A 19,558-nucleotide genomic window follows, 5' to 3' on the forward strand; every position below is an offset into this window, starting at 1 on the left:
CGATGGCGCGGCAATCATCCAGCCCCATCGATCTGAACGACATCGTTTTCGATGACTGGGTGGCGCGCTGGCTGCCGCGCTCGTGGGGTCCCTATGCGCGGCTATGCCGGCTGGACCGGCCCATCGGCACCTGGCTGACCCTGCTGCCGGCGCTGGCCGCGCTGGGGCAGGCGGCCGCCGGTTGGCCGGACCTGCTGCGCCTGGCGGTGTTTTCGCTCGGCGCCCTGCTGATGCGCGGCATCGGCTGCACGCTGAACGATATCTTCGATCGCGATATCGACAAGCACGTCGAGCGCACGCGTTATCGCCCGCTGACCAGCGGCCAGTTGACGCTGCGCCAGGCGCTCTGGTTCCTGCTGGGCCAGTTGGCGGTGTGCGCGTCGCTGCTGTTCTTCATCAATCCCTTGAGCCGCTGGCTGGCGGTGGCGCTGCTGCCCATCGTGGTCATCTACCCGCTGTGCAAGCGCTTCACGTATTGGCCGCAGGCGGTGCTGGGCGTGTGCTTCAACTGGGGCATGCTGATGGCCTGGTCGGACACGCGCGGCATGGTGCCCTGGGGCGCGATCGCGGTCTACGTCGGGACCATCGCCTGGCAGATCGGCTACGACACGATCTATGCGTACATCGACGTGCGCGACGACCGGCGCCTGGGCCTGCATTCGACCGCGCTGCGCTTCGGCGAGGCCGGCAAGGCCTGGGTCGGCGCGTTCTACGTGGCCACCATCGCGCTGTGGGCGGCCGGCGGCTGGGGCGTGGGGATGGGCTGGCCGTACTACGCCGGCATGGTCCTGATCGCCATCCACCTGGGCTGGCAACTGCTGCGCTTCGACGTGCGTCGCCCCGAACTGGGCCTGGGCTTGTTCCGCGCCAACCTGTGGGTCGGCGTGATGCTGGTCGCGGCATCGGTGGCGGGCGGGTTGGCCGCCTGAGGCCTTCCCTCTACCTTACCCGCCGGATCGCCGGCGGGGCCCACGTTCCCTCCACCGCCGCCTCCCGCGGCCAATAAAGACGCAGGACCAAGGAGAAGTGCCCGCTCTGCGGCGACGGCAGCCAGTTGCGCGTGCGCGCTTCCACCGGCGCTTCGTATTGCAGATAGATCGTCGCCGTGCCGTCGGCCGCCGTGTCGATCCGGTCGCGCATGTGGACCGCATAGCGGTTGCCCATGTTGTCGAGCAGGGCGTCGCGGTCGTTGTACAGCGTCACGGACCAGAAACCCCGCACCGGCGGCTGCTGGAGCCGCTCGAAGCGTATCTCGTAGCGGAAAGAACCGTCCAGCGGCCGGCCCTCGCTATCGGTATCGGCGCGCGCCTGGATCATGTCGTCGGTCAGGGGCGCCACCCACGCCAGGCGTATCGACCGCGCGCGCAATGCGTAATCGGTGCCGTAGGTCCCGCGCCGCTTCAACGGCATGACCAGGCCCGCATTGCCCGCCCGCGGCTCCGGCGGCGAACGCAGGCGCGCCTGCCCGGCCTGCACGCCTTCATTGACGGCGTCCCGCAAGGCGGCCGGCAGGCGCGCGAAATCGAAACGGCCGCCGGGCACGATGCCCAGGCGGCGCAGGCGCTGCAGCATGGGCGTGTCGTTGTCGTGCGGCGGATAGCGGCCCGCCAGCTCGGCGAAGGCCGCGAAGTAATCCGCGGCGCTCATGGCGGCCACCTGGTCGGCGGCGGGCGTGCGCGGCAGGGCAATATCGTATTTGCCGGGCGACGGCGGCCGCGCGTACTTCTTGCGCCAGCTCGACAAGGGGGTGGCGGAGAAACCCGCCTGGAAGGCCTGCGCCGCGGCCAGGTCGGCGCCGCCGTCCAAGGCGATGCGCACGTGCAGCCATCCGCTGGAAGTGGGCGCGCGCAGCATTTCGACGCCGCGCGGCAGCGTGCCGCGCCAGTCCCGCGCGACGATGGCATAGGCGTGCGGTCCCGCCGGCGCGGTGCGCGTGCCCGGCGCGGTGAAAACGTCGGACCACATATCGGCCGCCACCATCATGAAGTAGCGGCCCTTCGCATCGGGCGTCTCGATGACCAGCGGCTCGCGCGCCACGTCGAACCACAGCGAGGACCACAGCACGTCGGTGTCGGGCGTGGGGCCGATGCCGTGCAACAGCGCGTCGGGCAGGCGCGCCATATGCGTGAAGCGATTGACCGGCGCGCCCGTGCCCAACTGCGTGTCGGGCTCGGTGAAGTTGGTCTGGATGCGGCGCGCCGTCTCCATCAGCAACAGGGGATAGGCGTAGAGATAGCCGTCGGCGGCGATGGCCCGCGCCTCGCGCGGATCCAGATCCGGGTCGATGGCCTGCTGCGCGACGGCGCCGCCCGCGAGCCAGCCCGTCAGGCAGATCAGTGCCAGCCCTCGTGAAACGCGGCGCCAGATCATGCGGTGTCCACCTTTATCCGCGCCTGCGCGCGGTCGGAAAAAAATTTTAGCGATGGCATCCGCCGGCCATATCTGGCCAAAGGGTGGAGAAAGGGATGGGAAACGAGGGAGGCCGGGCGGAGCCGTGGCGGGCCGGGAAATCCGGATCCCGCCATAAGTCGCAGGGCGATGCGTCGCGGGCCGATCGGGCCAAGGCCCATGACGCGACGCACCATCAGCGCGCATACCGCACTAGAATGGAGCGCTCCGAGTCATCTGGAAAAAAGGTCAGGCCATGTACCCCACCGCAGCCAGCGGCACGGCGGCTCCCGCCGCGCGCAAGCCCATTACCCTTGCCCAATTGCAGGCGATGTACAAGCAGGGCGAGAAGATCGCCATGCTCACCTGCTATGACGCCAGCTTCGCCGCGCTGCTGGACCAGTGCGGCGTGGATATCCTGCTGGTCGGCGATTCGCTCGGCAACGTGGTGCAGGGCCAGTCGTCCACGCTGCCGGTGACGCTGGAGCACATGATCTACCACACCCAATGCGTGGCGCGCGGCAACCGCAACGCCTGGCTTCTCGCCGACCTGCCGTGGAACAGCTACCAGGAATCGCCGGCGCAGGCCTATGCCAGTTCGGCGGCCTTGATGGCGGCCGGCGCGCAGATGATCAAGATCGAAGGCCTGGACCAGCGTTCATCGTGGTTCACCGACACCATCGCCTTCCTGGCCGAGCGCGGCGTGCCGGTATGCGCCCACATGGGCCTGACGCCGCAGTTCGTGCATGCGCTGGGCGGCTACCGCGTGCAGGGCAAGGACGAGGCCGGCGCGGCGCATCTCAAGCAACAGGCGCGGGCCGCGCGCGACGCCGGCGCCGGCATGCTGCTCTACGAGATGGTGCCCGCCGCGTTGGCCGCCGAGATCACCGCCGAGGTCGGCATTCCCACCATCGGCATCGGCGCGGGCGCCGATTGCTCCGGCCAGGTGCTGGTGCTGCACGACATGCTGAACGTCTTCCCCGGCCGCAAGGCGCGCTTCGTGCGCAACTTCATGGAAGGCGCCGACAGCATCCAGGCCGCCGTGACCGCCTACGTGCGCGCGGTCAAGGACGGCAGCTTCCCGGCGTCCGAACACGCTTATTGAATCGGAATCGCCGGGCCTCGGCCCTCGCGAACAAGCGCTTCCACCGTCTCGGAAATTTCGCCCGGCGATTCGTCGCGAATCGCCTCCTTCCGCGCGTGACGGGGCGGCACACTCCTGGTCATCCGTCGTTATCGATGATCAAGAGCACGCGCCATGAATCAAGAACAAGACGCGGGCCTGCCTTTCCGAGGCCCGCAACCGGACCAGACCCTCCCGAAAAATCGCCGCTGCCGCGCGGCCCTTCTCGTCCACGGACTGGGCGGCACCGAATACGACCTGGGCCGCCTGCGTTCCTCCCTGGAGGAAAACGGCTTCGACGCCTATGTCGTATCCCTGCCCGGCCACGGCACGCGTCCCGAGGACCTGCTGGGCGTGCATGCCGAAGACTGGCTGGACACCGTCACGCAGGCGTACCGGCGTCTCTCGGCGAACTACCCCGTCCTGCACGTCGTCGGCGTCTGCCTGGGCGCGCTGCTGGCGATCGAGGCCTGCAAGCGCACGGGCCACGCCAAGGGCAAGCTGGTCGCGTTGGCCGCGCCCTTGAGCCTGGATGGCTGGAAGACGCCCTGGTACCGCGCCATCCGCCACGTGCTCTACCGCATTCCGGCCGTGGCGCGCCGCTGGCGCGTGAACGAGCGAGAGCCTTACGGCATCAAGAACGAACGCATACGCCGCCTGGTGCGCGGCATGTTGAGCCGCGGCGACGCTTTCCACTATCCGTGGGTGCCGCTGTCTTCCGTGCGCGAGGCCGATCGCCTGCGCGCCATGGCGTGGCGCGCGCTCGACCGCCTGCAATGCCCGCTGATGATCATGCATGCGACGGAAGACGAACTGACGTCGCCGGAGTCGGCGCGCGCCCTGCACCGCCGCGTGCCGGGCAGCACCCTGCATCTGCTGGACGACAGCTACCACATGATCTGCGTGGACAATGAACGCGGATACGTCATGCACTGCGTGACGAGCTTCCTGGCCGAGCCCGCATGCGAGCCGATCGCGGCGGTCGCCAGCCCCGATAGGCAGGATGCGCACGCCGGCATGCGCGGGCCGCGTTTCGTGCCCGCGTGAGCGGCGCGTAATCGACGCCAGCGACGCCAGCGACGCCGTCGATCATTCGCGCGAGCCGCCGCTGGCGCAGGGCGTGGATTCCAGCTTCCCGGGAAGCGGCGCGCGCCGGCCCAGGAAACCCAGCACGCCCAGCGCGCATGCCAGGGTGATCACCGCCAGGCCGGCCAGCAACTGCCCGAAGGCATCGGCGTAGAGCGCGCGCAGGGACGCCGGCGCGATGCCCGGCAACAGGGGCAAGGCCTGGGCCAGGTCGCCGGCGGCCAGGCGCGCGGCGGCGCGGACCAGCACGCCGGTGTCCGCGCCGGGCAGCCCCGCATGCAGGCGCGCCAGCAACAGCGCCGCGAGCACCGCCGTTACGCTGGCCAGGGCCACGCCCTCGCCCGCCACGCGCATGGTGCTGAATATGCCGGTCGCCATGCCGGCCCTTTCCTTCGGCACCACGCTGATGGAAAGCCCGTCCATCAGGCCCCAGGGCAAGCCCGCGCCGACACCTATCACCAGCATTGGCAGAATGGCCGCGGCGCCCGGGCCATCCTGCAAGGCCCAACGCAGCGCCCACAGGCCCGCGGCCGCCAGCAGCAGGCCGGCGCCGCAGATCGCGCCCGCATCGAAACGGCGCGTCAGGCGCACGGCCAGGAAAGGCACGCACAGCATCGGCGCCGACAAGGCCAGCAACAGCGTGCCGGCCCGTATCTCGTCGTAGCCATCGACGCCGATGAAGCGCAGCGGCAACAGCACGAGCAACACGATAAAGCCGTAGCAGGTGGCCACCGGCAGCAACTGCACGCCGACGAAGCGCGGATAGCGGAACAGGCTCAGGTCCAGCATGGGACGCTGCGCGCGGCGTTCGGCGCTCACGAAGGCCAGCGCCAGCACGGCGGCGCCGGCCAGCAGGGCCACGATCCTGGGGTGGGTCCAGCCCAGTCCCGGCGCCTCGATGATCCCGAAGGTGAACGCGGTCAAGGCCGCGGTGAACAGCAAGGCGCCCGGCAGATCGAAGCGGCCCGCATGCGGATCGCGCGTCTCCCGCATGCGCGGCACGCCGATGCACAAGGCCGGGATGCCCGCCACGGCGCCGGTCAGGAAGACGCCGCGCCAGCCGAAGTGCTCGATCAGCCAGCCCGCCACCACCGGGCCGAAGGCCAGGCCCAGGCCGAAGGTCGCGCCCAGCATGCCGAAGGCGCGGGTCGCCGCCGCGCCTTCGAACTCCTGTGCCAGCGCCGCCGTGCCGCCCGCCAGCGCACCGGCCGCGGCGGCGCCCTGCACGGCGCGCAGCACGTCGACCGCGAGCAGCGTGGGCGCCCAGCACAGCGCCAACGCGCACAGGGAAAAACCGCCCACGCCCCAGGCGAACACGCGCTTGCGGCCCAGGCGGTCGGCCAGCGCGCCCGCCAGCATCAGCAGGCTGCCGAAGGTCAGCATGAAGGCGTTGGTGACCCAGTTCATGGCCTCGGCGCTGCCGCCCAGCGCCCGCCCCAAGGCCGGCGTCGCCACCGCGCCGCCGGAAAAACTCAGCGGCAGCATCAGGCCCGCCAGGCAGACGGCGGCGAGTATGGCGCCCCGGCGCGCCGCGCCTTCGTCCATGGCGGCGACCCGCTCCGCACCCTTTTCACTTCTCATCATCGCTCCCGCAAAATCGGCCGTGGCGCGGCGCCTGCATCCATGCGCGCGTCCCGCCCGGCAAGGAAACGAAAGATAGACCGGCGGCAGCGCCGCAAAAACAGCCTGGCGCTCCGTTCATTACGGAATCGATTTCCGTCCACGGCGCCCTGCCGCCTCGTAGAATCGTGCATGGACAATTTCAACGGCATCGTCGCCTTCGTGCGCGTCGCGGAGACCCTCAGCTTCGTCGCCGCGGGCGAGCAACTGGGCATTTCCGCCTCGGCGGTCGGCAAGGCCATCGCCAAGCTCGAACAGGGGCTGGACGTGCGCCTGTTCCATCGCAGCACGCGCAAGATCACGCTGACCGACGAAGGCCAGCGCTTTCATGCGAGCTGCCGCCGCATCCTGGAGGACTTGCGCGAGGCGCAGGCCGTGTTGTCGGAAGCCGCCAGCGCGCCGCGCGGACGCCTGCGCATCAGCCTGCCGGCCATCGGCTATCGCTTCCTCCTGCCCGTGCTGCCGGATTTCCGCCGCGAATACCCGGATATCGAGTTGGACCTGGATTTCAACGATCGCCTGGTGGACGTGGTCGAAGGCGGCTTCGACGCGGTGATACGCAGCGGTCCGCTGGTCGATTCGCGGCTGGCGGCGCGGCGCCTGGGCCCCTTCCGCCTGGTGCTGTGCGCCGCGCCCGCCTACCTGGCGCAAGCGGGCGCGCCGGCGCAACTGGAAGACCTGGCCCGCCATGCCTGCGTGCGCTACCGCTTTCCCACCACCGGCAAGCTACAGCCCTGGGACCTGGCCTGCGACGACGCCGCCCCGCCCGATCCGGCGCCCGCCGTTGTGTGCAACAACATGGAGGCCTTGCACCAGGCCGTGGTCGCCGGGCTGGGCATCGGGTACATGCCGGACTTCCTCGTGCGCGACGCGCTGGCGGCGGGGACCTTGCGCACCGTCCTCGATCACTGCCCCGGCGCGCAGGGGCAGTTTTCGATCGTGTGGCCATCCAGCCGGCATGTCTCGCCCAAGCTGCGGGTGTTCATCGATTTCGCCGCGCAGCGGTTGTTTCGCGCGGGGCCGTGAACGATGGCCGGCGGCGGACGACATCGTTCCGCGCTTGCGCCGGGATGCGTGGGGATGCGCCGGGGCGCCTCGCCCGGATAAGCCGGCCGGGAAAATTAACGATAATGGCGGCTGCTTATTTTGGAGAAATCGAGGTGATCGGCGTTTTCGACTCCGGCAGCGGCGGCCTGACGGTCATGCGCGCCCTGGAGCATGCACTTCCCATGGAATCGTTCATCTACCTGGGCGATCACGGCAATGCCCCCTATGGGAACCGGTCCTCCGCCGACATCTACGCGCTGACCTTGCGAGGGATCGAACGCCTGTTCGGCCTCGGTTGCCGGCTGGTCATCATCGCCTGCAACACCGCCGCGGCCACCGGCCTGCGGCAATTGCAACAGACTTGGCTGCCGCATGCGTATCCGGAACATCGGGTGATCGGCGTCATCGTCCCGATGATCGAAGCGATCACGGGCATGCCTTGGGAAGCGGACGCCAGCGTGGCCCCGCCGATGCACGACGGCCCCGCCCTGCACGCCGCCGTCTTCGCGACCCGGCATACGGTGAATACCGGGGCCTACGTCACCGAGATCGCGAAACGCGCGCCGGCCATGCGCGTGTCTCAACAAGCCTGTCCCGACCTGGCCAAGATGATCGACGATGGCGCCGGCGACGACGACATCCGGCCCCATGTCCGAAGCTATATCGACGAATTGCTCGCAAGGACGGCGGAGCGAGGCATGCCCGATGTGGGCATCCTCGCCTGCACGCACTACCCGCTCGTCGAGCACCTGTTCAGGGAAGCCTTGCCGGCGCGGGTAAAGCTGCTCACGCAGGGCGACGTGACGGCGGCCAGCTTGCAGCGCTATCTTGCGCGGCACCCGCGCTTTTCGTCGGCGCGGGCGCCGGGCACGGTCTATCTGACCACGGGAGACCCGGCGCACGTTTCCGCGCTGGCCGGCCGCTTCTATGGCCGCGTCGTGCAATTCCAGGGGATAACCTGAACCGGCGCCGATGCCCCGGCGCTGCCATAATAGGTGGAAAGAACGGAGGCAAAGGCGATCATGCAACTCTATAGCTTCTTCAACAGCTCCACCGCTTATCGCGTGCGTATCGCGCTCGCGCTGAAGGGCCTGGAACCCACCTACCTGCCGGTCGACATCCGCAAGTATGAACATCGGGCGGCGGATTACCTGACCCGCAATCCCGGCGGCGGCGTGCCGACGCTGGTCGACGGCGACATGAGCCTGGGCCAGTCGCTGGCGATCATCGACTACCTGGACAGCGTCCATCCGGAACCTCGCCTCATCCCGCTGGATGCCGTGCCGCGCGCCCGCGTGCTCGAACTGAGCAACGTCATCGCGTGCGACATGCATCCCGTCAACAACCTGCGCGTCTTGCGCTATCTGCAAAAGGTTATGCAGGTCACGCCCGAACAGAAGGACGCCTGGTACAGGCACTGGATCGCGGAGGGCCTGACGGCGGTGGAACACCTGCTGGCGCAGCACGGACACGGGCCGTACTGCTTCGGCGACGCGCCGACCCTGGCCGATTGCTGCCTGGTGCCGCAAGTGGGCAACGCCCTGCGCATGGACTGCGACGTGTCGGCCTACGCCAGGACGATGGCGGTATATGCGCACTGCGCGGCACAGCCCGCATTCCAACGGGCGCGGCCATCCGAGCAGCCCGACTACGTGAAGTAGCGTCCGGCGCGGGCCGGTGCCCGATCCGGACACGGCGATATCGCCGCGCCGTGCAATGGCATCCGGCGATCAGCCGGCCGGGGTGACCTCGATGGCGTCCACCCGGTCGGGATAGAAGGCGAGATGGCCGGCGATGGCGGAGACCGCGGGGTACGGATGCTCGTAGCTCCACACGGCATCGAGGCCGCGTTCGTCCTCGCCGGCGATGCTGTAGTAGGCGCACTCGCCCTTGTAGGGGCAATAGGTGACGTGGGTGGAGCGCAAGAGCTGCGACATGTCGACGTCGGCGCGCGGAATGTAATAGACGGGCGGATAGCTCGCCTCTTGCAGCATCAGCGCGGAATCGGTGTCCGCCACCACCCGGCCGGCGGCGGTGACGACGATGTGCTTCTTCGCGGGATGGATTTCGATGGGGTGATCGGGGCCGGGAACCTTCATGGGCTTGGTCATGATGCTCTCCTGCTGGGGATGGGACGGAACGAGGGCGCTTTCATTGCCGCGCTGCGTGTCGGGCGGTATCGCGGGTATTGCGGCGCCGCTATGTCGCGATATCAGTCCATATAGCTTATTCTCGAATGCCCTTCGCCGCACGCTGCGCCGTGCGTATAAACGTGTACGTTACATCCATGAGCGGTCATTGCATCGACGTGCACCCCGCTCCGGCACCGGGCACGCGGACACTCCAGGGCAACCGATGACCCGGCCTGCTCGTTACCGTGCGCCGATACGCGCCTGCGAACGCTAGAATCTATTCCCTCACAACAAAAACGCCGGGACGACCCGCCTCGCCCCGTCCACGAGGAGACACTTCATGCGCCCACGCATCCGTTCCGGCGCCGCGCTCGCACTTTGCGCGGCCTTGCTCGCCGCCTGCTTTTCCGCCGCCGCCGCCGATCGCGTCAAGATCGGCGTGTTGACCGATATGGCGGGCGTGACCGTCGACGCCACCGGCAAGGGCTCCGTGGAAGCGGCCCGCCTGGCCGTGGAGGAAGCGGGAGGCAAGGCCTTGGGGCAACCCATAGAAATCGTTTCCGGCGACCACCAGCATCGGCCCGACATCGGCAGCAGCATGGCGCGCCGCTGGTTCGACGTCGACAAGGTCAGCGTCATCGTCGACGTGCCGAACTCGGCCGTGGCCCTGGCCGTGCAAGGCGTCGCCAAGGAAAAGAAGAAGCTGGTGCTGTTCTCCAGCCCGGGCACGACGGCGTTGACGCAGGAACAATGCTCGCCCTATGGCATCCAATGGACCTACACCACCTATGCGCTGTCGCGCGGCACCGCCAACGCCGTGGTGCGCGAAGGCAACAAGCGCTGGTTCATCCTGGCGTCGGATTACGCCTTCGGCAAGCAACTGGCCGCGGACACCGCCGCGGTCGTCAAGGCCGCCGGCGGCGAGATCGCGGGAACGGTCTACCATCCGCTGAACGCGTCGGACTTTGCCTCCTTCCTGTTGCAGGCGCAGGCGTCGAAAGCGCAGATCATCGCCATCGCGAACGCCGGCGGGGACACCATCTCCGCCATCAAGCAGGCGTCCGAGTTCGGCATCGGCCGCGGCGGCCAGAAACTGGCGGCCATGCTACTGATGTTGACCGACGTGCACAGCTTGGGGCTGGACGTTGCCCAATCCACCTATCTCACCGTGCCGTCGTATTGGGATATGAACGAGGGCACGCGGGCCTTCTCGAAGAAATTCGAGGCGCGCGTCGGCCATCCGCCCACCTTCCTGCAAGCGGGCGTCTACAGCGCCGTACGCCACTACCTGAAGGCCGTGGCCGCGGCCGGCACCACGGACAGCGATGCCGTCGCCGCCAAGATGAAGGAACTGCCGATCGACGACCCCTTCAGCCTGAACGCGCACATACGCGCCGATGGCCTGGTGGTGCGCGACATGATGCTGGCGCAGGTGAAGACGCCGGCGCAATCGAAGGCGCCGTGGGACTACTACAGGGTCGTGCGGACCATACCGGGCGACGAACTGGCGTGGCCCTTGTCCGACAGCAAATGCCCCCTGGTCCATCCATGAACATGCAAGCGCCCATCGCGCTGGCCGACTTCGGCAGCTTCTTCGTCGGCGGCCGCACGGTGCGCATCGAAGGCAAGGAAGCGCGCGCGATCAAGTTCACGCAGACGGCCTCCTTTCATTACGACCCCAACGGCACGTATCACGTCGAACAGGCCTACGTGCAGTACTTCATTCCGGCGCGGCAACGCCATCCGCTGCCCATCGTGATGCTGCACGGCGGCGGCATGACCGGCGCGATGTGGGAACAGACCCCCGATGGGCGCCCGGGCTGGCTGCAGGACTTCCTGCGCATGGGACATGCGGTCTACGTGGTCGATAACGTCGAGCGCGGCCGCGCGGGTTGGACGCCCTTCGCGGAGATCTGGCCCGATGCGCCCATCATCCGCAACGCCGAAGAAAGCTGGACGCTGTTTCGCGTCGGTTCGGCGCAGGGTTGGCCGGACCGGCAAGCGTTCCCCGGACAGCGTTTTCCGGTCGCGGCGTTCGATACCCTCATGCGTCACGCGGTGCCGCGCTGGCTGGGCAACAACGACGCGGCCTTGCGCGGCTTCTGCGCCGTGCTGGACCGCGTCGGTCCCTGCCTGGTGATGATGCACAGCCATGGCGGCGAGGTCGCCTTCCGCGCGGCGCAGGCGCGGCCCGAACTGGTCCGCGGCATCGTCGCCATCGAACCGTCGGGGTTCTCGCCGGAGGTGGCCGGCGGCAGCATGACTGACAAGCCCGTGCTGTTCGTGTACGGCGATTTTCTCGATGCCACGCCCCTCTGGCGCGACCTGATGCAAGCCGGCGAAAACTACGCCGCCCGCCTGGCCGCGGACCGCGCGCGCGTGACGTTCTGGCGCTTGGCGGAAATGGGCATCCCAGGCAACTCCCATTTCCCGATGATGGACACGAACAGCGCCGACGTGGCGCGGCGCATATCCGAGTGGATGACGGGCGCTACCGGAGACGCCCCATGATGCGCGGACTGCCCTAGCCCCGCTGGCCCAGCGCCCGGCTGATGCGGTGGCGGGCGACGGTGGTGCGTGGGACTTTGAAAGGGAACCAGCTACGCACGTCTTCTTCCAGGCCGATGCCGTGCATGAAGTTGTAGATGGCCTTTTTCAGGCCGAGTCCCAGGGCGTCGTGATCCACGCCCGTGGGATCGTGGAAGCCGACGTCGTTCTTGGCGAACGTCACCGGCGGCAGCGGCTGCAAGGTGATGCCGTATTCCTCGGGATTCCGGCCCACCGGCGAATGCACCGTACAGGCGAATCGGTGGAAGAAACCGCTCTGGATACAGCCGTTCTCGAACAACTGCCGCACGTACTCCAGGGCATCGACGGTATCCTGCACCGTTTGCGTCGGAAAGCCGTACATCAGGTACGCATGCACCATGATGCCGGCATCGGTGAAGGCGCGCGTCACGCGCGCGACCTGGTCGACGGAAACGCCCTTCTTCATCAGGTTCAGCAGGCGATCCGACGCGACCTCCAGCCCGCCCGAGACCGCGATGCAGCCGCTGTCCGCCAATAGCTCGCAGAGTTCGGGACTGAAGGTCTTCTCGAAGCGGATGTTGCCCCACCACGAAATGCCGGCGTCGCGCTCGATCAATTCGGCCGCCAGGGCCTTCAGCGATTTGGGCGGCGCCGCCTCGTCGACGAAGTGGAATCCGGTCTGCCCCGTCTCGCGCACGATGGCGTCGATGCGGTCCGCCAGCACCTTCGCCGACGCGCCTTCGTAGCGGCCGATATAGTCCAGGCCGACGTCGCAGAAGCTGCACTTCTTCCAGTAGCAGCCGTGCGCCACGGTCAGCTTGTTCCAGCGGCCGTCGCTCCAGAACCGGTTCATCGGATTCAGCATGTCCAGCAAGGACAGGTAGCGATCCAGCGGCAGGCCGTCCCAGGTCGGCGTGCCGACTTCCTCGAAGGCGACGTCGGGCTCGACCATGTTGACGTACCGCACCGCGCCCGTGTCCGCGTCGCGCAGGAAAGTCCTCACCAGGCGCTGGCGCGAACGCTTGCCGTCCAGGTGTTCCATCAAGGCCAGCAACGGCCGCTCGCCGGCGTCCAGCGTGACGTAGTCGAAGTAATCGAAGACCCGCGCGTCCTTGAGTTCGCGCAGTTCGGTATTGACGAAGCCGCCGCCCAGCACCGTGACGATGCGGGGATCTTGCGCCTTGATGGCCTGGGCGATGCGGAACGCCGCATAGACGTTGCCGGGGAAAGGCGCCGATAGCAGCACCATGGTCGGCGCATGGCGCGCCACGGCTTCCGCCGTCAGGTCGCGCAGCGTCTCGTCCACCAGATTCATGGGCGCGGCCAGCGCCTCGGCCAGGGGATCGAAAGTAGGCTGGCTGCCGGCCAGCGATTCGGCATAGCGCACGAACTCGAAACGCGAATCGACCGCGTCGCGCAGCACGTCGGCTAGGTCGTTCAAGTACAAGGTGGCCAGATGCTTGGCGCGATCCTGCAAGCCCAGCGCGCCGAATGCCCAGCCCAGCGGATCGCCGCCCTCGTCGTCCACGTACACGTCCAGCGAGTCGAAGCGGGGCCCTTCCGGCAGGAAATTGCGGGCCACGATGCGGTGGGCCAGCGTGGAATCGCGGCCCTGGAGAAAGGCGATCACCGGCCCTATCGTGGACAGATAGCGCGCCTGCTGCGCGACGAAGGCCTGGACGGAGGGGCTGTATTTCCGCGCCGGCAGCGCTTCGATGCGCGCGGCCACCGCGCGCAGGCCGTCGGCCGAGAGCAGGCGCAGCACCAATGCCAACGCCAGGTCTTCCTGGAACGACGCCACCCCGCGCGAACGCAGGAAGCCTGTCAGATAGGCGGTGGACGGATAAGGCGTATTTAGCTGCGTCATCGGCGGGATGATGGACAGCACGCGTAGGGAAGAAGCGGACATGAGGCGCGGCGGGAGGGGCGCTGAGGCCTGGACAGGCGGCAATGGACTGCGGCGACGGGTCAGCGGCAATGGATCAGGGGCAATTATAGGCAGCAACGGCGGGCGGCCCCGCCGCGGCGGATTGGAAGTACGATGGTTCGAAGCCGAATCCACGCCGAATCGAGGCCCGATTCCCGGTCCGCTCCGCAGCCGAAATGAAATCCTCGCGCAAACCGATGCCTTCCCGCTTCTCCTTCCAACTCGCCTTGCCGCGCGGCTACAAAGCCACGGACGCCGTGCATTTTCACGGCAGGGACAAGGAAGCGGTTTCCGAGGCAGTAACGGACGTCGCGCTGCGCAAGGGTATCCTGCTCGACGGCGTGCCCACCGTGTTCGATATCGAATTCGAACCATCGAAAGCCTCGGTACTCATCCAGGGCGTAGCGGAGCCGGCTTTGCCGGTCCGCCAACGCCGCCCCCTTGAGGGGGCCCGCGTAGCGGGTACGGGGCGGGCCTCCCCTGCCGGCCCGGTGGCAAAAAAACATGCGGCCTGCACCGTATCGGCGGACGGCAAGCTGACCGACGCCATGCAGGCGCAGGCCAGGGACATCGTGCTCGGCCTGCTCGGCTTGCGCCTGGACCCCAGGCGTTTCGCCGCCTTCGTGGCCGCCGATCCGGTATTCGGCCCGCTCGCCAAAAAGCAGAAGACCCTGCGCATCGTCCAGGCTTCGTCCGTTTACGAAGCGTTGACCTGGGCGGTGATGGGACAACAGATCAACGTGGCCTTCGCCGTGACGCTGCGGCGAACCTTCATCCAGTTGGCGGGCCGCCGGCACAGCAGCGGCCTGTGGTGCTATCCGTCGCCGGCGGACGCCGCGCGCCTGCCCATCGAGGAACTGACGTCCCGGCAGTATTCGCGCTCCAAGGCCGAAACCATCCTGCGGCTCTCCGCGCTCGTGGCCAGCGGCGAACTCGATCTCGTCGAAAGCGCCGCCAACCCCGTGGAATCGATTTGCGCGGCCTTGCTTGCCGTCAAGGGAATCGGCCCCTGGACCGTGAACTATGCGATGCTGCGAGGCTTCGGCCAGCCGGACTGCTCGCTGCATGGCGACGTGGCGGTGCGGTCCGCCATAGGCAGGCTCTGGGGACTCGAAACCCGGCCCGGCATCGCCGAGACGGAGGAATTCCTGAAACGCTACAGCCCGCACCGCACCATGGCGGCCGCGCATTTGTGGGCCAGCTTGAGCGCGCAGACGGGGTATTGACCGAATACGCCCCACGATCGCTCGCCTGCGACTCAGGATTCAGTGCGGTCGGCGACGCCATGCAGCACACACCTCGAAGACATTGCGCTCATTGCGATCGGAAATTGATATTCTGCGCAACCCCACTCCATAGCGCATTGCTCTCCCGAAGCAATTTGGCAAAGTCGGCGGCGCCTACATATTTATTCTCCGCGCCCATCTGCCTGGCATAGTCCTTCATTGCCGGCGAGTTCATCGCCGTGGCGACCTCCTGTTGCAGGCGGTCCAGTACCGGCTGGGGCGTCCCTCTCGGCGCCCACAGCCCGGTCCAATTCACCACGCCCTTGAAGTTCCTTACGCCCGCTTCGGCAAAGGTCGGCACGTTTGGCAGAATGCCCAGCCGCGCATCGCCACTGATGGCCAGCAAGCGCAATTGGCCCGCCTGGACGGGGCCCATCACGCCTGTGGTGGAGGCGAACTGGAAATCTATCAGGCCGCTCAACACCGCCTGCGTACCCTGCGTGGATCCTGTATAGGGAATGTGCATGAACTTGACGCCCGCGGCCATGCCCAGCGCCTCGGAGACAAAATGCGGCGTCGTGCCGGCGCCCCCGGTAGCGTATGTAATCTTCCCGGGCTGCTGCCGTGCCTTGTCCAATAGGGACGCCAAGGTCTGGTACGGCCCGTCCGCCTTGACCAGCAATACCATGGGCGCGAACACGAACGCCGACACCGGCAACAGATCGCGATCGGGATCGAACGGCAATTTCCTGAAGATAAAGGGCAGCAGCGAGTATCCCGTATCGTCGGCAAGCAGCGTGTACCCATCGCCCGGAGAACGGGCAACCTGGCTGACGGCGATGGATCCGCTGGCGCCCACGCGATTCTCGACGACAAAGCTTTGGCCGGTTTGCTCACCGAGCAATTGAGCCATCTTCCTGGTTGCGACATCGACTGCCCCACCGGGACCATAGGGCACGATGATACGCACCGGCCGGGCAGGCCAGGTTTCCGCCGCGCCGGCGTGCCATGCCGGAAATATCAGGCATGCGCCAACGATCAAGCACCTCGCACGTCGCGCGCGCGGCCGGAAAAGAAAACGCCTCATGACCTGGTCTCCTCGTTTTAGGAATGTGACGGCGGCTTCGTACACCCGCTTCCGGACTTGACGGAACGCTCGGCGATGACAGCGCGCTCTTTCGTGTACACGCAGGAACATTAGGCCTATGATCCGGGGGCGTCTACTATGAAATACTGCGACTCCTGATTCGAAAAGCCTATCAATGATCGACCTCAGACAACTCCGGCATTTCGTGGCGGTAAGCGAGGAAATGAACTTCCGCAGAGCCGCGGATAGGCTGTGCATCACGCAGCCGCCGTTGACGCAAAGCATCCAGGCACTGGAGAGCGAGTTGGGCGTGCAGTTGTTCATACGGTCACGCCGGCATGTGGAGTTGACCAAGGCGGGAGAGGTGCTGCTGGCCGAAGCAAAGGCGACGCTGGACCAGGCAAATCACATGCTGAATACTGCCCACCGCGCCGCGCGAGGCGAGGTGGGGACGCTGAAGGTGGGGTTCTCGATATCGGCGTCGTTCGCCACGCCCTTCACACGCGCCATGCATGAATTCCAGAACCTGCACCCGGACGTGGCGTTGCAGCTTACCCGCGTGACCGCCACCTTTGGCCTTGAGCGTGTGGAACGGGGCGAGCTCGATGTCTGCGTGACTCGCCTGAGCAACGCCGCCTGGCTATCCGACAAACTCGACCATATCGCGATATTGCAGGACGAACTCAACCTGGTCCTGCACGCCAGCGACGCGGCCGCGCGCGAACCTTCGGTGTCCTTATCCGACGTGGTGGACCGGCCTTTCATCATGTATTCGCGTCAGCAAGGCACCACCATCTACAAGCAAGTGGCAAGCCTGTGGGCCGCCTCGGGACTAACGCCAAATTTCACGCAGGAATTCGGCGATGGCGCAATGATTCTCGGGCTCGTGGCGGGCGGTTGCGGCATCTCTGTCCTTCCCAGTTCCCTGAAGCGAATCAACATCAGCGATGTCGCCTGGCGCGCCATTCGGGCGGACAAATCGCTCACCGACAGCGCGGTGGTGGCCGCTTTTCTCCCATCATCCCGCAAGGAGCCGATTCAATCCGCGTTCATTGACTTGCTTGCGCGGAATGCGGCGATTTGAAAAATTCGTCCAACGTCCGAATCAGCACTTTTTCGCCATCGAAGTCATGGGCCAGCGACACGCCGATCTTGGCCAGGTCGATGAACAGGTCCTGGCCCATCTGACCCTCTCCCAGGAATTCAGCGACCTCTTCCATCTCCGGCGCCCAACGATGCGCCTTCGAAAACATGTCGGGCACCGAGATCGCCCAGCGGGCCAGGAGATCCGGGCGATTGGCCGACAAGACCCTGTACAAGCCCTGCTCTGCGCCGGCCCGGGCGGCGCCCAGGATCATGGCCGAAACCAGGAAGACCATGCCCTTGTTGATGCCGGCGAACGACATTTTCAGCGCGGACGCGGCGCCGATCTTTTCACCGACCACTTCCACCTTGAGTCCCAGCGCACCCAAGACGGCAACGTTGCCGGCGTCGGCCCCGGATAGATATAGCGTGGGTTTATTCTGCCCTTTGGGCGGCATGCCGATGATGCCGCCGTCGACGAAGGCCGCGCCGCTGCCGCGAATAATCGCTTCCACCTGCTTGACGCTTTCGATGCTGACGGCATTGCAATCCACATAGATGGCTTTGCGTTGGGCTGCCCGCAATGCGGGCGCGAGGCGTGTGGCCAGCGCGACAGCCTGGGCGGGAGGAACCACGGACAAGATGATATCGGCGCTCGCGATTTCGGCATCGGTCGCGTCGTGCATGCCCGCCGCAGTGGCGCGCTCACGCGTCGCATCGCTGCGGCCGTCCAGCGAGGTAAGCACTTTCACGCCGTTGGCCGAGAGCAGATGGGCGAAGCCGCTACCCATGGCTCCCGGCGCGACGACGGATACGGTGGAAATAGTCATGATGCGACCTCGGATGTATGAAAGGAAAGTCAGGGACGCTAGCGTGCGGTCTTGTGGGACACCATCTTGGTAATGGTGTAGCTGTTGACGCCTTCGATCCCGCCCTCGCGTCCATAGCCGCTATCCTTCACGCCGCCAAAAGGCGTGTCCGCCGTGGAGGCGACAAAATGATTGATGGACAACGTACCGCAGTCCAACTCATCGGCGAGCAGCGCGGCGCGGTCCGCATCATGCGTAAAGGCATAGGCCGCCAGCGCATACGGCAACCCGTTGGCGGCGGCGATCGCGTCTTCGATTTGCTCGTAGGGCTGGATGATCGCCAGCGGCCCAAAGGGTTCCTCCTGAACGCAGCGGGCATGCGCGGGCACGTCGGCCAGCACCGTCAGCGGATAGAAATTGCCGGGTCGATCTACCCTGGCGCCGCCGGCCGCCAGGCGCGCGCCCTTGCCGACGGCATCCTGCACCAGCTCGTCGATAGCCTGCAAGCGCCGCGCATTGGCCAAGGGTCCCATGTCCGTTTCCTCGTCCAGGCCGTTGCCGAGCCGAAGCTTTCCGGCCTCGGCGGCGAACGCTTCGACGAACGTCTCGAAACCCGTGCGATGAACGAAAAAGCGGGTTGGAGATACGCATACCTGCCCGGTATTGCGAGCCTTGGCCGCCACCGACGCGAGCGCCACGCTTCTTGGATCCGCGTCGTCACAGACGATGACCGGGCAGTGCCCCCCGAGTTCGAGCAATACGGGCTTCATGTACTTGCCGGCCAGCGCCGCGAGTTGCTTGCCCACGGGCACCGAGCCGGTGAACGTCATCATGCGCACGGCCGGATCGGCGATCAGGGTGGCGGAGATCTCAGCGGGTTCGCCGAAGACCAGGTTGACGACCCCGTCGGGCGTACCGGCGTCGACAAAGGCCTGTATCAGCATCATGGCCGACGCGGGTGTCTCTTCCGAGGCCTTGAGGATGACCGAGCAACCCGCGGCCAGCGGGCCCGCGACTTTGCGTGCAGGCGAACTGGCCGGAAAGTTCCAGGGGCTGAAGGCGGCGACGATGCCCACCGGCTGTTTCATGACCATCTGGCGCAGCCCGTCCGCCGCGGGAAGCATTCTGCCGTAGACGCGCCGGCCCTCCTCCGCATCCCATTCGATGATGTCGCATGCACGCGCGACTTCCTGCCTGGATTGGGCCAGCGTCTTGCCCTGCTCCAGCGTCATGGCGGATGCGATCGCCTCCTGCCGCTGGCGTATCAAGCGAGCAGCCTCGATCATGATCCGGCTCCGGGCGCCCGGATCCATGCGCCGCCAGACACTCAAACCGGCAGCAGCGGCGCGTACCGCATCGGCTATATCTTCGCGGGACGCCTTGGGCACCGTACCCAACAGGGTGTTGTCCACAGGGTTGAGCACTGGAAGCGTGGATTGCCCGCTGCGCCATTCATTGCCTATGCGCATGCGGACTTCGGGGTATGCAAGCATGATGAATT

The 19,558-nt window shown here is 66.8% G+C and carries 17 protein-coding genes; 10 read left to right on the plus strand and 7 right to left on the minus strand.

The features are described from left to right. Positions 1–2: 2 nt before the first annotated feature. Entirely contained in the window at positions 3–929 is a 927-nt protein-coding gene (gene ubiA, locus CAL29_RS29830; RefSeq protein WP_094856472.1) for a 4-hydroxybenzoate octaprenyltransferase, read from the plus strand. Positions 930–939: 10 nt separating this feature from the next. Here the strand turns inward: ubiA and CAL29_RS29835 are convergent, their stop codons facing one another. Next, positions 940–2,370 (minus strand): DUF1254 domain-containing protein, encoded by a 1,431-nt coding sequence (locus CAL29_RS29835; protein WP_179284225.1) that lies wholly within the window; start codon positions 2,368–2,370, stop codon positions 940–942. A 274-nt stretch (positions 2,371–2,644) separates the two neighbouring features. On the opposite strand from CAL29_RS29835, the gene panB reads away from it, so the two are divergent. Both panB and CAL29_RS29845 read left to right on the plus strand, forming a co-directional pair. After that, on the plus strand, positions 2,645–3,493 hold the full coding sequence (gene panB / locus CAL29_RS29840; RefSeq protein WP_094856474.1) for a 3-methyl-2-oxobutanoate hydroxymethyltransferase: 849 nt from the start codon (positions 2,645–2,647) through the stop codon (positions 3,491–3,493). A gap of 153 nt (positions 3,494–3,646) precedes the next feature. Beyond that, a complete protein-coding gene (locus CAL29_RS29845; protein WP_094856475.1) occupies positions 3,647–4,558 on the plus strand; it encodes an alpha/beta hydrolase in 912 nt (303 codons plus the stop codon). Positions 4,559–4,600: 42 nt separating this feature from the next. On the opposite strand, the gene CAL29_RS29850 is transcribed toward CAL29_RS29845, so the two are convergent. Beyond that, positions 4,601–6,181 (minus strand): MFS transporter, encoded by a 1,581-nt coding sequence (locus CAL29_RS29850; RefSeq protein WP_256977810.1) that lies wholly within the window; start codon positions 6,179–6,181, stop codon positions 4,601–4,603. Between the two features lie 168 nt (positions 6,182–6,349). On the opposite strand from CAL29_RS29850, the gene CAL29_RS29855 reads away from it, so the two are divergent. The 3 genes from CAL29_RS29855 to maiA all read left to right on the plus strand — a co-directional run bounded on the left by CAL29_RS29855 (position 6,350) and on the right by maiA (position 8,925). Continuing rightward, on the plus strand, positions 6,350–7,243 hold the full coding sequence (locus CAL29_RS29855) for a LysR family transcriptional regulator (protein ID WP_094856477.1): 894 nt from the start codon (positions 6,350–6,352) through the stop codon (positions 7,241–7,243). A gap of 104 nt (positions 7,244–7,347) precedes the next feature. After that, the gene (locus CAL29_RS29860) at positions 7,348–8,226 is read left to right on the plus strand and encodes a glutamate racemase (protein WP_218831911.1); all 879 of its coding nucleotides are present in this window, start codon (positions 7,348–7,350) and stop codon (positions 8,224–8,226) included. Positions 8,227–8,286: 60 nt separating this feature from the next. Beyond that, positions 8,287–8,925 (plus strand): maleylacetoacetate isomerase, encoded by a 639-nt coding sequence (gene maiA, locus CAL29_RS29865; RefSeq protein ID WP_094856479.1) that lies wholly within the window; start codon positions 8,287–8,289, stop codon positions 8,923–8,925. Between the two features lie 69 nt (positions 8,926–8,994). Here maiA and CAL29_RS29870 read toward each other — a convergent pair whose 3' ends face one another. Next, on the minus strand, positions 8,995–9,375 hold the full coding sequence (locus CAL29_RS29870) for a DUF427 domain-containing protein (protein ID WP_094856480.1): 381 nt from the start codon (positions 9,373–9,375) through the stop codon (positions 8,995–8,997). A gap of 361 nt (positions 9,376–9,736) precedes the next feature. Here CAL29_RS29870 and CAL29_RS29875 point away from each other — a divergent pair, with 361 nt between their 5' ends. After that, complete coding sequence (locus tag CAL29_RS29875; protein ID WP_094856481.1) at positions 9,737–10,948, plus strand: ABC transporter substrate-binding protein; 1,212 nt, start codon at positions 9,737–9,739, stop codon at positions 10,946–10,948. A gap of 2 nt (positions 10,949–10,950) precedes the next feature. Continuing rightward, complete coding sequence (locus CAL29_RS29880; RefSeq protein WP_094856998.1) at positions 10,951–11,907, plus strand: hypothetical protein; 957 nt, start codon at positions 10,951–10,953, stop codon at positions 11,905–11,907. 13 nt (positions 11,908–11,920) lie between these two features. Here the strand turns inward: CAL29_RS29880 and CAL29_RS29885 are convergent, their stop codons facing one another. After that, the gene (locus CAL29_RS29885) at positions 11,921–13,834 is read right to left on the minus strand and encodes a B12-binding domain-containing radical SAM protein (RefSeq protein ID WP_094856482.1); all 1,914 of its coding nucleotides are present in this window, start codon (positions 13,832–13,834) and stop codon (positions 11,921–11,923) included. A gap of 194 nt (positions 13,835–14,028) precedes the next feature. On the opposite strand from CAL29_RS29885, the gene CAL29_RS29890 reads away from it, so the two are divergent. Further along, on the plus strand, positions 14,029–15,078 hold the full coding sequence (locus CAL29_RS29890; protein WP_256977812.1) for a DNA-3-methyladenine glycosylase family protein: 1,050 nt from the start codon (positions 14,029–14,031) through the stop codon (positions 15,076–15,078). 88 nt (positions 15,079–15,166) lie between these two features. Here the strand turns inward: CAL29_RS29890 and CAL29_RS29895 are convergent, their stop codons facing one another. After that, positions 15,167–16,165 (minus strand): Bug family tripartite tricarboxylate transporter substrate binding protein, encoded by a 999-nt coding sequence (locus tag CAL29_RS29895; RefSeq protein ID WP_094856484.1) that lies wholly within the window; start codon positions 16,163–16,165, stop codon positions 15,167–15,169. Between the two features lie 175 nt (positions 16,166–16,340). Here CAL29_RS29895 and CAL29_RS29900 point away from each other — a divergent pair, with 175 nt between their 5' ends. Beyond that, positions 16,341–17,249, plus strand: a complete 909-nt coding sequence (locus CAL29_RS29900; RefSeq protein ID WP_094856485.1) for a LysR family transcriptional regulator — start codon at positions 16,341–16,343, stop codon at positions 17,247–17,249. Here the strand turns inward: CAL29_RS29900 and CAL29_RS29905 are convergent. Further along, positions 17,215–18,078, minus strand: a complete 864-nt coding sequence (locus CAL29_RS29905; RefSeq protein WP_094856486.1) for an NAD(P)-dependent oxidoreductase — start codon at positions 18,076–18,078, stop codon at positions 17,215–17,217. The two genes, CAL29_RS29900 and CAL29_RS29905, sit on opposite strands and share 35 nt — an antisense overlap. A 38-nt stretch (positions 18,079–18,116) precedes the next feature. After that, positions 18,117–19,550, minus strand: a complete 1,434-nt coding sequence (locus tag CAL29_RS29910) for an NAD-dependent succinate-semialdehyde dehydrogenase (protein ID WP_094856487.1) — start codon at positions 19,548–19,550, stop codon at positions 18,117–18,119. Between the last annotated feature and the right edge of the window lie 8 nt (positions 19,551–19,558).

The sequence above is a fragment of the Bordetella genomosp. 10 genome, from assembly GCF_002261225.1.
Classification (GTDB): Bacteria; Pseudomonadota; Gammaproteobacteria; order Burkholderiales; family Burkholderiaceae_B; genus Bordetella_C.